The sequence below is a fragment of the Pseudomonas juntendi genome (assembly GCF_021560075.1).
GTDB classification, from domain to species: Bacteria; Pseudomonadota; Gammaproteobacteria; order Pseudomonadales; family Pseudomonadaceae; genus Aquipseudomonas; species Aquipseudomonas juntendi.
Map to the genome: position 1 here is coordinate 746,807 of NZ_CP091088.1, position 13,148 is coordinate 759,954.

The 13,148-nt window shown below is 56.9% G+C and carries 11 protein-coding genes and 1 tRNA gene; 3 read left to right on the forward strand and 9 right to left on the reverse strand.

Annotated features, from left to right (window positions below; translation table 11 throughout):
• Positions 1 to 282 precede the first annotated feature (282 nt).
• The 3 genes from L1P09_RS03440 to L1P09_RS03450 all read left to right on the forward strand — a co-directional run bounded on the left by L1P09_RS03440 (position 283) and on the right by L1P09_RS03450 (position 2,959).
• The gene (locus tag L1P09_RS03440; RefSeq protein ID WP_235768488.1) at positions 283 to 657 is read left to right on the forward strand and encodes a hypothetical protein; all 375 of its coding nucleotides are present in this window, start codon (positions 283 to 285) and stop codon (positions 655 to 657) included.
• A gap of 119 nt (positions 658 to 776) precedes the next feature.
• On the forward strand, positions 777 to 2,159 hold the full coding sequence (locus L1P09_RS03445; protein ID WP_235768490.1) for an AAA family ATPase: 1,383 nt from the start codon (positions 777 to 779) through the stop codon (positions 2,157 to 2,159).
• Entirely contained in the window at positions 2,156 to 2,959 is an 804-nt protein-coding gene (locus tag L1P09_RS03450) for a retron system putative HNH endonuclease (RefSeq protein WP_235768492.1), read from the forward strand. Before L1P09_RS03445 ends, L1P09_RS03450 begins: the two co-directional genes overlap by 4 nt.
• Positions 2,960 to 3,041: 82 nt before the next feature.
• On the opposite strand, the gene L1P09_RS03455 is transcribed toward L1P09_RS03450, so the two are convergent.
• The 9 genes from L1P09_RS03455 to lolB all read right to left on the reverse strand — a co-directional run bounded on the left by L1P09_RS03455 (position 3,042) and on the right by lolB (position 13,146).
• Positions 3,042 to 5,414, reverse strand: a complete 2,373-nt coding sequence (locus L1P09_RS03455) for a TOTE conflict system archaeo-eukaryotic primase domain-containing protein (RefSeq protein ID WP_390898583.1) — start codon at positions 5,412 to 5,414, stop codon at positions 3,042 to 3,044.
• 1,183 nt (positions 5,415 to 6,597) lie between these two features.
• The gene (locus L1P09_RS03460) at positions 6,598 to 7,899 is read right to left on the reverse strand and encodes a tyrosine-type recombinase/integrase (protein ID WP_235768939.1); all 1,302 of its coding nucleotides are present in this window, start codon (positions 7,897 to 7,899) and stop codon (positions 6,598 to 6,600) included.
• 169 nt (positions 7,900 to 8,068) lie between these two features.
• Entirely contained in the window at positions 8,069 to 9,169 is a 1,101-nt protein-coding gene (gene ychF / locus L1P09_RS03465) for a redox-regulated ATPase YchF (protein WP_235768495.1), read from the reverse strand.
• Positions 9,170 to 9,193: 24 nt separating this feature from the next.
• A complete protein-coding gene (pth, locus tag L1P09_RS03470; protein ID WP_009686183.1) occupies positions 9,194 to 9,778 on the reverse strand; it encodes an aminoacyl-tRNA hydrolase in 585 nt (194 codons plus the stop codon).
• A 79-nt stretch (positions 9,779 to 9,857) separates the two neighbouring features.
• Entirely contained in the window at positions 9,858 to 10,457 is a 600-nt protein-coding gene (locus L1P09_RS03475) for a 50S ribosomal protein L25/general stress protein Ctc (protein WP_009686184.1), read from the reverse strand.
• Positions 10,458 to 10,577: 120 nt separating this feature from the next.
• Positions 10,578 to 11,519: a ribose-phosphate pyrophosphokinase gene (locus L1P09_RS03480; RefSeq protein ID WP_003247410.1), complete on the reverse strand. Its 942-nt coding sequence runs from the start codon at positions 11,517 to 11,519 to the stop codon at positions 10,578 to 10,580.
• Positions 11,520 to 11,567: 48 nt separating this feature from the next.
• Positions 11,568 to 11,642 (reverse strand) — tRNA-Gln (locus tag L1P09_RS03485).
• 21 nt (positions 11,643 to 11,663) lie between these two features.
• Entirely contained in the window at positions 11,664 to 12,524 is an 861-nt protein-coding gene (ispE, locus tag L1P09_RS03490) for a 4-(cytidine 5'-diphospho)-2-C-methyl-D-erythritol kinase (RefSeq protein WP_182337334.1), read from the reverse strand.
• 4 nt (positions 12,525 to 12,528) lie between these two features.
• Complete coding sequence (lolB, locus tag L1P09_RS03495) at positions 12,529 to 13,146, reverse strand: lipoprotein insertase outer membrane protein LolB (RefSeq protein WP_047149785.1); 618 nt, start codon at positions 13,144 to 13,146, stop codon at positions 12,529 to 12,531.
• Positions 13,147 to 13,148: the final 2 nt, after the last annotated feature.

Genomic DNA, 13,148 nt, shown 5'->3' on the forward strand with positions numbered 1-13,148 from the left:
TGCTTTCACTGCGGTTGCGTTTTTCTCCGCACGCTGAGGCATTAGACCAAACCTCTCTGCTATGGTGAGCCCGGTGTAAAGGTGTGTAGCAGTTCGGTGCTCAGCTCCATTTGTGAACCGTGGCGCGTGCCAAGTCAGGTGAATTTGCCCCGGTGGAGCGGACGTCCCGTCAAGCAGATGCCCAAGCCGTCGTGTATCGGGGCTTTCTTTCTGAGAGGGGCGAGTGACGAGGTCGGCGGCATTCAAGTAGACTGATAAACTTGACAATTTGTAGAAACTCGAATGGTCAGTCTGAAGGACATCGCAAAAGACGCTCAGACTCGCGGCCTGCATGGCGACGAGGTGGTTAAAGGCACAAGTGTCGACAAGGCTGGTGACTCGGCGGTCCACGTCGGCTACCAGACATGTGCCGGTGGTCACGGTGACCAGATACTGCTTCGCAGCGACGAGCCCCGCCTTGAGCTGGCCCAGGCTAGTAAAGCTCTGGCGGTTGATGCCCCACCTAGCGAATTCAAGCTGGCCTTGGAGGCGTGGTGTATCCAACTGGCGCATTTATTCGATCCGATGAGCGCGGAGCACACCAAGAACGAGATCTTCTCCCGCTACAATCCGGGCGAAAAATACATTCTTGCCAATTTACTGGTGGATGGCCGATAGGTGAGTAGCCTTTATTACATTAAGCATCCATTCAAGAGCGAGCTGGAGTTCTACATTGCCGGAGTCAAATGTGACTTGAGTGAGATGTTATCCCTAGTGATTAAGCCGGAGGAAAGCCTGTGAAGCTGGATCTGTTGCGTCTGGAAAACTTCCGCTGTTACGCAGATCTGGAAGTCCCCTTGCATTCACAGCTAACTGTATTGGTGGCTGAAAATGGCCAGGGTAAATCAACCCTGTTGGATGCTATTCGTATCGCGCTCTGGCCCTTTGTCAATAGCTTCGACCTCGCACGTAATGCATTCAATGACCCTGGTAACGCTATCGCTATTGATGACGTGCGCCTGTTGCGTCTGACCAGTGGAGATATGGCCCGGCAGTTACCAGCTCGGGTAACTATGTCTGGAGACTTTGGTAGCGGGGCAGTCTCTACATGGGTTCGCTATCGAGATAAAGAAGCCAGAGCTACCAAGACCAAGGATGGCGGAGACACCGGGTTTATGCGGCAGTGGGCTGGTGCTGTCCAGGATCAAATTCGAGACCCGGAAAAGCCGACTTTGGATCTGCCGGTATTTGGCTACTACGGTACTGGGCGGCTCTGGGCGCAGAAGCGCCTGACTGAAAACTTGAAAGGCAAAGATGACACTCGCGAAACCGACTTTTATGTCCGCACATTCGCCTACCTGAACTGCCTGGATCCGGCCTCATCCTACAAGCACTTCAAGGAATGGTTCATCTGGGCATTTCAGAGTCTGCGCGAACAGCAAATTCGCCAACTTGAAAGACGCGCACGTGTTGAGGAACTGCAGGCTGCAGAAGATCGTGTTCGGGTTGTTCAGCAGGCCATCGATAGCTTTCTCAGTACGACGACCGGATGGCACCAGTTGGAATTCAGCGTAACTCAGGAAAGCTCGTTGGTACTAAGCCATGACCTACATGGCACCTTGGATGTTGACCAACTCAGCGATGGCATCCGAAGTGTCCTAGCCATGATCGGTGATATCGCCTATCGCTGTATCAAACTCAACCCTCATCTGGGGGGCGATGCAGCAAGGCAAACACGCGGCGTGGTGCTGATCGACGAAGTGGACATGCACCTGCACCCACGTTGGCAGCAAATCATCCTTACCCAATTGCGAGAAGTATTCCCGCAAATCCAGTTCGTTATAACCACTCATAGCCCACAAGTGTTGACGTCCGTGCCTTCCGAGTGCATCCGCATACTCAAGGACAATAAGGTCTATTCCGCGCCACCAGGCACCGAAGGCTCGGAGCCGGAGCGTATGCTTCGGCAGGTGCTGGGTCTTGATGAGGTACGTCCTCCGGCCAGCCTTGCGACTCAAGAGTTGAAGGAGTACCTAGCGTTGGTTGATAGAGACCAGTGGAGTAGTCCGCGAGCTCTGGAACTGCGCAAAAAGCTAGATGAGCGCTATCAGGGGCAGGAGCCAGCACTGCTTGATGCTGATCTTCAGATTGAAAATCGTAAGTGGGAGTTGGGTGAATGAAGCAAGTCATTAGGCTTGATGAACCCGATGAGCTGGCGGGGTATCGTGCAGGGAATTTGCGGAGTACTTGGGATCAGATGCGGGGCGACGCAACTGGTCGAACTGCGTACGAGGCTATCCGGTTTCGGTTAGTCAATGGGCAGGGCGGACTGTGTGGCTACTGTGAAATTGACATCCGCGACAATGATTCACTTAAGTGTCGAGTCGAGCATTTTCACCCCAAATCGGATACCGCGACGGCCCATAATTGGGCACTTGATTGGCAGAACATGATCGCAGTCTGCATGGGCGGATCTCAGCGCCATGTGCCTGCGCCCTATGCGCTAGATCCGTTACCGTCCAACCTCAGTTGTGATGCCTACAAGGATCAGATGATTGGTACTGGCAAGCTTGCTGAAAACTGCGAGGGCTGGGTCATCAATCCAACAGATTTACCTTCTTTCCCAAGCCTGTTTTTCTTGGAGAGAAGTACAGGACGATTGCTTCCCGATGAGCAGGCCTGTGCCCGCACGGTGCTGCCGGGGAACAAGCACCCTAGTACCCAGGAGTTGGTGCAGCACACAATCGATATGCTCAATCTCAATTGCGTTCGCTTGTGTGAGGCGCGCTTACGTGTTCACTGGGATATAGAGCGCAATAAGAAGAGCTTGCGCCTTCAGAACATTCGTCCTGAGGAAGCCTTGCGCTCACTTGCGGAGCGCTATTACCGTCAACGTTGGCCGGGTTTTTTTACCACCATTCGTTTTTGTCTGGGCACTACTGCCGAGCAGTACCTGACTGATATTGGGTTTCGAGTGTAAGCGGTTAACGACCCGGCTATTGGGGATAACTATGGTTTCGCGATTGCAGCGGGGTAGTGGCGTATTAGCCGTCAAACCGTATTCAAAGTAAGTCCATGGTAATCAAGGCGTCGGCCATACGGTAGCCCATCGCTTTGTAACCTGCTTGGCGCTTATCCCACATTCTCACCAGCGCGGCATTCCCTTCGTCAACGAAGTCGATCACTCGCACGTCAGCTTTGTCGGCATGCGATCGATGCAACCGTCCTGCATACTGCTGGAGGATTCCCTTCCATGAGATAGGCATTGCCAGCACCAGCGTGTCCAATGGCGGATGATCGAAGCCTTCACCCACTAGTTTTCCCGTCGCCAAGAGTACTCGTGGTGCATCAGGGGGCAGGCACTCAAGCTCATGCATACGGGCAATTCGTTGTTTTTTTGGCACTCGCCCATGAAGTGTGAAAAGGTTGTTCACGCGCTGCTTCAACTCCAACTCCAAGGTATCCACATGCTCCGTCCGCTCTGTTAGCACCAGAATTTTTCTACCTTGGCTGTACGCCAGCTCAATCTCCGAGACGATTTTGGCTGTGCGCTCAGAGTCGTCTGCTAACTTCCGAAAAACGTCTTGGATTCCAGAACCGTCGGGGACCACCACAGGCTTTGGCAGCAGTCGAGGTACGACAGATAGATCATGAGGTGCGCTCGCCGGTCGAGCGGCAGAGTGTCGGATCGGTCCGCATTGCATGAAAATGATTGGCTGTTGCCCATCTCGTCGCACTGGGGTTGCCGTGAGGCCCAGCACGTATCGCGCAGTCGCGGTTCTCAGTAGCGTCTCGAATGACACTGCTGACAGGTGATGACACTCATCGACGATAATTTGCCCGTAGTTTTTTACGTGATCGCTGATCTCACCTTTTCGCGATAACGATTGCATTACGGCAATATCGATAATGCCTGTAGGTTTTGCTTTTCCGCCCCCAATCGTTCCAACCACACCCTTGCCAACATCCAAGAACGCTTGCACGCGTTCTTGCCACTGTCTTAATAATTCGGTCCGATGCACAAGTATTAATGTGTTAACGCCACGTCTAGCAATCAATGCAGCAGCGCTGACCGTTTTGCCGAACGCCGTAGGTGCGCAAAGAATTCCGGTGTCATGATTCAGCATTTTGCCGATGGCATCTTCCTGGTCTGGACGCAAGGTCCCGAGGAAATTCACGTCAATCGGGTCACCGGCGAAGCGTTCATCTTGAAACTCAGGGGAGATGCTATTTACCCCTAGCAGCTCCAGTGCAGCATCCAGGCAGCCACGTGGCAGCGCAAGATGTTTGGGGAAGTTCTGGGCGCAACCGATTATTCTCGGCTTGTTCCACACCGACATGCGCATGGCTTGAGCTTTGTAGAATTCGGGATTTTGAAACGCGGCTAGCCGGACAAGCTGGTTTGCTAATGGTTGCGGCAACGCCGACTTTTCAAAGTAAATCATGTTAGCCAGCGTGACGTTGATAGAGGCTGGCAATGGGCACGTCAATTTTGGTGACTTTGACTCACGAGCCTTCCAAGGTTCTGCATCGCCGTCGTCGTCAACATACATGACTCCTGTAGGGTCCTGCTTCCCCATCGCTTGGGTGACAACGAACGGAATATCCTCCGGAGGCATTTTCTGAACCGATGCTAAGAAGGCCCACTGATCGAGATAAGGTTCAAGCTCGCTGTCGACAAAAACGCTGTTGTTGTGAGCTCTGGCTCGCTTTTGCAATGGAAGCGCGATGAGATTTCCGAAGCCGCCTTTAGGCATGTAGTCCTGATTTGGGAACAACCGATCATAAGAAGTTAGTGCCAATTGGCGTGTACGTTCACATGCATGGCTGATGATTGCCGCACCAAGACGTCGGGCATCATGAGCGGGAACACTTTGCTTGAAGAAAATCCAGCAATGAGCGCCTTTACCTGAACGGGATATTTCCAGTGCCATTGGTACGTTCAGTTCATGACACGACTGAGCGAAGGCTCGTGCATCATCACGCCATTCGGCTTCATCAAAGTCGACCGCCAGAAGATAGCAGGTGTCATCCGCGAGCAGGGGGTAGATGCCAATAACCACTTCACCAGCTAGATGGCGATAAACGACCTCATCGGTGAGAGGAAGTAGCTGACGATTACCGCAGTCCCCGCATTTAATTCGGGGCTTTTCACAAACGCCAGGTTTCCATTCATTTGCGCAGGCGGGTGTGTATCCTGATTTGCCTGCCTTGCTTTCCCAGCGAATTGGATAAACGTCTGTCCTACCACGAAACAAGCTCCGGAATAGGGCAAGCTTTGCTTCTGTGCCGAATTGTTGTGTGTGTTCTGCTTGAACAACCTCGATCTTGACTGGCTCGGCCGGCAGACGCCAATCGATGCCATGAGCCTCCAGCAAGGCGACCAATCTTGCATTCTCAGCCTTTAGCTTCGCCATCAGGCTAGTATCTATCACCGTCTTCAGCCTCTACGTCCCAGGTGAAGCTTGTAGCCTCTCGCTACAATCTTCAGTGAACCAGTAAGCGTAGAGGTTACCAAACAATAGCCCTTGCGATGACGAGGTGTCCAACTTCAGGTTTTCGTGAAGCTTGAATGGGCCCGGCTTCGCTAGTCTTGGGACTGACCTTCCACCCACCTCGCGTTTCAACTACAGCCATGATCTGTGTCCTCTCTTAGCTAGCCTGAAGTCCATCCTCACGTCATCCCGCCAAGAATGCTGAGTGTTATCAGGGATCAAGGCCCCCGCGACCTGTGAGGGTGTCCACTGACGCGGGACTGGCGGCTCCTTACGACCAAGAGCAAGGGCATCTCATGATCTGGCCTCCTGAGCACCGATAGCGGTGGGCGGGTGGAGGCTGCACTGGCTGACGAGACCAGCGCCGCGAGATCCTGAGCCACAAGCAAGCAGCAATGCGATGACCGGGGCATGCCTGACTGTCAGTCAGGTGCAGTCCATTCCCTGGGCTGCGGCACCATCATCTACAGCGCTGTTGCTGGTGATATCGGCGTTTGTCACGCCGATTGTCACGAGGGGGATTGCCGCAAAGCCATGTGCGATCAGGGCTGCAGCAGTGTCAGGAGCGCCCGTCTCTTTTCTGGAAAAAGAGACGGGCGCAAGTTGGCGCAAGAATCGGCCAAGCGATTAGGTTGCTGCAGGACAGCGCAGTACGGTGTAGCTGGCGCACGAGGGCCATGAGGTTAAAGAGCACCCATCACCGGGAAGGTGACCGGGCGAGCTGCCGGATGCTAATCGCCCTTGGGAGAACCACCGCATAAAGCGGCGTGACCTCGAAGGTTCGGGTCACCTGGGTGCTGCCAGCGGCAGCGCTTCGAGGCTTGTTTCTAGCGCCGGTGGGATGGCTGGGTCAATCAAGTTAGGCACTGCTCATTGCGCCAAAATTCGATAGCGGAAAGAGGTAGCCGTGAGTGGTGGTGAGTGGACGATGGGCCGTTTGTCGCCTTCTTGATGCGAGCCCCTGTGCATGGGAATGCGGACCCTTCCTATGCGCAGGGACTTTGACTGAAAGCCGTCGTTCACGTCGTACCACGGCGACAGTCGCCACCGATGTCGCCTGCTGCCGGCCAAGTCGCACGTGGGATGTCGCCAGTGTCGCCGCTGTCGCCACACCGTGGACGCGTCATAATCGGGCCATGCTCTTGGTGATCGGCGTAATATTCGTTTCCCCGCGCATCCATGCGTCGAGCATATCTGCCCACTGCTGCATCATGACTGTGCGATCTGCCAAGTATTCCGCCTGATTGTAGGTGCGTCGCACCGCGTTCGGTTCAGCATGGGTAAGTTGACGCTCAATCCAGTCTCCCGGATAGCCCAATTCATTGAGGCGGGTGCTCCCCGTGGTCCTGGTGGCATGAGGGCTGGACTTCCCACTCCAGCCCAGGGATTTCAGCATCTGGCGAAACGACGCCGCGACCATGGGTTTCGAGCGTTCATCTCGATGGGGGAAGAGGTGCTCGTATTTGCCAGTGACGGTTTGCAAGCCTCGTAACATTGCGACAGCCTGAGTTGGCAGGGGCACGTTGTGCTCTTTACGCTTCTTCATTCGCTCGGCCGGGATACGCCAGCGAGCTGCATCCAGGTCGAACTCTGCCCAGCGGGCTTCGACTGCTTCATTGGGTCTGCATAGCGTCAGCCACATCAGGCGAAAGGCGATTTCTGTTTCATGACGCCCGCAGTGGCCTTCCACGTCGCGTAAAAGCTGGCCAATTTCATCGGTTGTTAGCGGACGTTTGTGCTGAGTTTTGTTAGCGGGCAGGGCGCGGCGGACTGGATAGACCGGGTCTGTATCTGCTCGCAGCGTCGAGACGGCGAGTTCGAAAATACCGGACATGCTCCGTTTAGCCGCCGCAGCGACCGTCAGGCCGTTTTTCTTGGCGGAAGTAGTGAGCACATCAAGGATGTGGGCGGGGGTAATGCTCTTGATCGGCCACGGACCAATCTTCTGGAATACTACGCGCTCGAGCATTTCCAGACGCTTGACCTTGGTGATGTCTTCCCAGTCTTTGAGTGCCAGCCACTCCCGCGCGACCGCCTCGAATGTAGTGGCATTGTCTTGCTGCTGCTTGATGCGGAGCAGTTGTCGATGTCTGGTGGGATTGATGCCTTGTTTCACCAGGTCTCGGGCCTTGAGTCGTTCTTCGCGTGCTTCTGCCAGTGTGAAGCGTCGACCTTTACGGCGTGCCAGGGCGTCCTCATCACTCTCGCCACGGGGGGCTATGGCATAGTCACCAACCGCGAAGGTGCTTTCCTTGGTGGTGTCTGTGATACGGATGCTGAAGCGGTAACGCCACGCTTTGGTGCCGTTGGGTTTGACCTCGAGATACAGGCCTTTTCCATCCGTGAGTTTGTAAGGCTTGTCCTTGGGCTTCGCGGTGCGGCATTGGGTATCAGTAAGCCTCGTCTGATCTCCGGTTTTCGCCATACCCGGTTTTTGAAATCGGGTTATGGGTGTCGTACCCGGAAGACTATTCAAGGAACGCTCGGATCTCAATGGATGAAAATGGTGGCCAAAAAACACAAAACCCCCGTGTCGCCTCGCGATCACGGGGGTTTTGAAGTCTTTCAAGTACCGTGGAATTCCACGGCATCCATCAGACGTTGAAGCGGAAGTGCATCACGTCGCCATCTTTGACGATGTAATCCTTGCCTTCCAGGCGCCACTTACCGGCTTCCTTGGCGCCGCTTTCACCCTCGAACTGGATGAAGTCGTCATAGGCCACGACTTCAGCGCGGATGAAGCCTTTTTCGAAGTCGGTGTGGATAACCCCGGCCGCCTGGGGTGCGGTGGCGCCCACGCGTACGGTCCAGGCGCGAACTTCCTGCACGCCAGCAGTGAAGTAGGTCTGCAGGTTGAGCAGTTCGTAACCGGCGCGGATCACGCGGTTCAGGCCTGGCTCTTCCAGGCCCAGGGCCTCGAGGAACATGTCTTTCTCTTCGCCATCGTCGAGCTCGGCGATTTCTGCTTCGATCTTGTTGCACACCGGCACCACGACCGCGCCTTCTTCCTCGGCAATGGCCTTGACCACGTCCAGGTGCGGGTTGTTGTCGAAGCCGTCTTCGGCGACGTTGGCGATGTACATCACCGGCTTGCTGGTCAGCAGGTGGAAGCCGCGGATGACCGCCTTGTCTTCGGCGCCCATGTTCTTCATCAGGCTGCGTGCCGGCTTGCCTTCGGTGAAGTGCGGGATCAGCTGCTCGAGGATGGCCTTCTGTGCCAGCGCCTCTTTGTCACCGCCCTTGGCATTGCGCGCAACCTTCTGCAGTTGCTTCTCGCAGCTGTCCAGGTCAGCGAAGATCAGTTCGAGGTCGATGATCTCGATGTCACGCTTGGGGTCCACACTGTTGGAAACGTGGATCACGTTCTCGTCTTCGAAGCAGCGGACCACATGGGCAATGGCGTCGGTCTCGCGGATGTTGGCGAGGAACTTGTTGCCCAGGCCTTCGCCTTTCGATGCACCGGCCACCAGGCCGGCAATGTCGACGAACTCCATGGTGGTCGGCAGGATGCGGTTCGGCTTGACGATTTCAGCCAGCGCAGCCAGGCGCGCGTCGGGCATCGGCACGATGCCGCTGTTCGGCTCGATAGTGCAGAAAGGGAAGTTCTCCGCCGCGATGCCAGATTTGGTCAAGGCGTTGAACAGGGTGGACTTGCCGACGTTGGGCAGGCCGACGATGCCGCAATTGAAACCCATGGGTATTCCCCTCTCTAAAGGAAATCAGGCCTTCTGGCTGTGCAGTTCGCGCATCGCCTTGGCGAAATCGCCGGCAAGCACGTCCGGCAGCACGCCGAGGGCAAAATCGATGCTGGCGTCGAGCTTCTCCTGCTCGGCGCGCGGCGCGCGGCCCAGGACGAAGTTGGAGACCAGTTTGGCGTCGCCCGGGTGGCCGATGCCAAGCCGCAGGCGGTGGAAGTCGTTCTGGTTGCCGAGCTGCGCGATGATGTCGCGCAGGCCGTTGTGCCCCCCATGACCGCCGCCGCGCTTGAGCTTGGCAACGCCCGGGGGCAGGTCGAGTTCGTCGTGCGCCACCAGGATCGCTTCCGGCTTGATGCGGAAGAAATTGGCCAAGGCCGCCACGGCCTGGCCGCTACGGTTCATGTAGGTGGTGGGGATCAACAAACGAACGTCGTTGCCCTGATGGCTGAACTTAGCCGTCAGGCCGAAATATTTTTTGTCAGCGGTCAGCGAAACACGCTGGGCGCTGGCAATGCGTTCAACGAAAAGAGCCCCTGCGTTATGCCGGGTCTGTTCGTATTCGGGGCCGGGGTTACCCAGGCCGACGATCAACTGGATGGCGGTCACGTCAGGGGCTCTTCCTTGGAGTTGGTGGGCTACAGTGCGCGCGGCACTGTAACCCGATCAACGCCGGCGTGCGAGTGGATTACTCGGCAGCGCCTTCTTCAGCAGCTTCGGCGGAAACGCGCGGAGCGTGAACGTTGGCAACAGCTTTGTCATCACCGTGGGCCAGAGCGACGAACTCTACGCCTTTCGGAGCTTTCAGGTCCGACAGGTGGATGATGGTGCCGATTTCAGCGTTGGCCAGGTCGACTTCGATGAACTCTGGCAGGTCTTTGGCTTCGCAGGAAACTTCGATCTGCGATTCAACGTGCGAAACTTCGCCGCCTTTCTTGACCGGTGCTTCTTCGTTGATGAAGTGCACTGGAACAACAGCGGTCAGCTTCTGGCCAGCTACGACGCGAACGAAGTCAGCGTGCATGATGAAGCCTTTGGCTGGGTGACGCTGCATGGCCTTGACCACGACGTTCTGCTTGGCGCCGTCGACGTTCAGTTCGATAACGTGGCTGAAGGCAGCTTCGTTTTCGAACAGTTTGGCGATTTCCTTGGCCACGATGGTCAGGGACTGGGCTTCTTTATCGCCACCGTAAACTACGGCAGGGATGCTGGCGGAGTGACGCAGGCGGCGGCTCGCACCTTTCCCCAGGTCAGTACGCGCTTGGGCGTTCAGGATGAAATCGGTCATTTTACTTCTCCAAAATAGCCTCCCGAATGGCGTTTGCGACCAGCGCCAGACGGGGATGGCAAAAAAGCCCCGCCCCAACACAGGTTGGGGCGGGGCGCTTCATATCAACACGGGTTCCGCTTAGCGGAACATCGCGCTGATCGATTCTTCGTTGCTGATACGGCGTACCGCTTCAGCGACAACCGGTGCGATATCCAGCTGGCGGATACGGTCACAGGCTTGAGCAGCGGCGGACAGCGGTACGGTGTTGGTCACCACCAGCTCGTCCAGTACCGACTTCTCGATGTTCTCGATCGCGCGGCCCGACAGGACAGGGTGCGTGCAATAGGCATAAACCTTGGCAGCGCCGTGTTCTTTCAGGGCTTTGGCCGCGTGGCACAGGGTGCCGGCGGTGTCGACCATGTCGTCTACCAGGATGCAGGTGCGCCCTTCGACGTCGCCGATGATGTGCATGACCTCGGAGTGGTTAGCCTTTTCACGGCGTTTGTCGATGATACCCAGGTCGACACCCAGGGACTTGGCGACGGCGCGTGCGCGCACAACACCACCGATGTCCGGGGATACGATCATGAGGTTCTCGAAACGCTGGTCTTCGATGTCGTCTACCAGTACGGGCGAGCCGTAGATGTTGTCGACGGGAATATCGAAGAAGCCTTGGATCTGGTCAGCGTGCAGGTCGACAGTGAGTACACGGTCGATACCGACGACAGTGAGCATGTCAGCGACGACTTTGGCGCTGATGGCTACACGTGCCGAACGCGGACGGCGGTCCTGGCGGGCATATCCGAAGTAAGGAATCACGGCGGTGATTCGGGATGCTGAGGAGCGGCGGAAGGCGTCGGCCATCACTACCAGTTCCATCAGGTTATCGTTGGTCGGGGCACAGGTCGGCTGAATAATGAAAACGTCTTTACCGCGAACATTTTCATTGATCTCAGTGCTGATCTCGCCGTCGGAGAATTTACCGACAGAGACGTCACCGAGAGGGATATGCAGCTGACGTACTACACGCCGAGCCAGATCGGGGTTAGCGTTCCCCGTAAAGACCATCATCTTGGACACGCGCAGTACCTGGAGGCTGAGGGTATACCTGGATGAGTATAAGGAAAATGGCAGGGGCGGCTGGATTCGAACCAACGCATGGCAGGATCAAAACCTGCTGCCTTACCGCTTGGCGACGCCCCTGTATCTGTTGCTTGCGAACGCTTATGCGCCCGACTTCTTGACCAGACTTTGCAGCTTGCGATGCAACATCGAAACATTGCTTCCTTTCGCCACAAACCCTGTTTGGGTCGCTGAAAGAAGGGCCAGAACTTTATCAGCTTCGGCTTTGCTTGGGAAGGCCCCAAACACACAGCTTCCAGTGCCGGTTAATCGAGCTTCGGTGAATTTTCCCAATGAATTCAACGCATTGCGAACTTCTGGGTAATTCTGCTCTACCACCGGTTGGCAGTCATTTCGACTGTTTCCCTTGGGAACGGGGCGCATCTTAAGGGGCAGTGAATCACGTGTCAACTGCGGATGTGAAAAAATTTCTGCTGTGCTGACAGACACTTGCGGCACCAGCACGACATACCAGGGTTCTTCCGGGTCGACCGGGGTCAGCTGTTCGCCCACGCCCTGGGCGAAGGCTGCGTGGCCGCGCACGAATACCGGTACATCCGCCCCCAGGCTCAGGCCCAGGGCGGCCAGGCGGTCTTCGTCCCAATCCAGCTGCCACAGGTGGGCGAGGGCCAGCAGGGTGGTGGCAGCATCCGAACTGCCGCCGCCGATACCGCCACCCATGGGCAGGACCTTGGTCAGCCAGATGTCCGCACCCAATGGGGTACCTGATTGCGCTTGTAGCTTGCGTGCAGCACGCACGATCAGGTTGCTGTCGTGCGGTACTGCCTCGACAGGGGTATGCAACTGAATCACGCCGTCATCGCGCAGGGCGAAGTGCAGTTCGTCGCCGTGATCGAGAAACTGAAACACCGTTTCCAGCTCATGGTAGCCGTCGGCGCGGCGGCCAACGATGTGCAGCCACAGGTTGAGCTTGGCCGGTGCCGGCAGGGTCAGCGTGTGCATGGGCTCACTGCCCCAGCTGGCGCGGCTGCCAGTCTTTGATCACCAGGGTCACGTCCAGGTCCTGGCCATGCAGCTTCAGGCGCTCGGGCAACCAGTAGCCGTTCTGCTCGGTGTAGCTCAGGTACTGCACCTGCCAGCCATCCTGGTCGAGGGTGGCCAGGCGGCTGTCGCCGTCAAGGCTCAGTGTGCTCTTGCTGTCAGGGGCGGGCAAGCCGCGTACCCACCAGACCAAGTGCGAGACCGGCAATCGCCAGCCCAGTTGCTCTTCCAGCAGGGCTTCAGGGCTGGGGGCTTCGTAGCGGCCCTGGTTGGCCACTTCCAGCACCACGCCGCCGGGGCGACCGGTGAGGCGGGCGGCACCTCGGCCCAGCGGGCCGGCCAGGCGAATGTCGTAGTAATCCTGGCGTTGCAGCCAGAACAGCGTGCCGCTGCCCGAATCGCGCGGTGCGCGGATGCCGACCTTGCCGTTGATCTGCCAGCCGTCGAGGCTGCTCAGTTGCTCTTTATGGGCGCGCCACTGCTGTGGGTCGCCATGGCCCTGCAGGGCCTCGCGGCTTCCAAAGCCGGCGCAGCCGGCGAGCAGGGCGATCAGGGTGAAGGTAATGCAATGGCGCAGAAACATGG

What these genes read in the sequence shown, in the direction of transcription:
- L1P09_RS03460 (WP_235768939.1), bottom strand. Translation starts at nt 7,899, where the DNA reads ATGGCGAAAACCGGAGATCAGACGAGGCTTACTGATACCCAATGCCGC.
- lolB (WP_047149785.1), bottom strand. Translation starts at nt 13,146, where the DNA reads ATGTTTCTGCGCCATTGCATTACCTTCACCCTGATCGCCCTGCTCGCC.
- L1P09_RS03450 (WP_235768492.1), top strand. Translation starts at nt 2,156, where the DNA reads ATGAAGCAAGTCATTAGGCTTGATGAACCCGATGAGCTGGCGGGGTAT.
- L1P09_RS03475 (WP_009686184.1), bottom strand. Translation starts at nt 10,457, where the DNA reads ATGACCGATTTCATCCTGAACGCCCAAGCGCGTACTGACCTGGGGAAA.
- L1P09_RS03440 (WP_235768488.1), top strand. Translation starts at nt 283, where the DNA reads ATGGTCAGTCTGAAGGACATCGCAAAAGACGCTCAGACTCGCGGCCTG.
- ychF (WP_235768495.1), bottom strand. Translation starts at nt 9,169, where the DNA reads ATGGGTTTCAATTGCGGCATCGTCGGCCTGCCCAACGTCGGCAAGTCC.
- ispE (WP_182337334.1), bottom strand. Translation starts at nt 12,524, where the DNA reads ATGCACACGCTGACCCTGCCGGCACCGGCCAAGCTCAACCTGTGGCTG.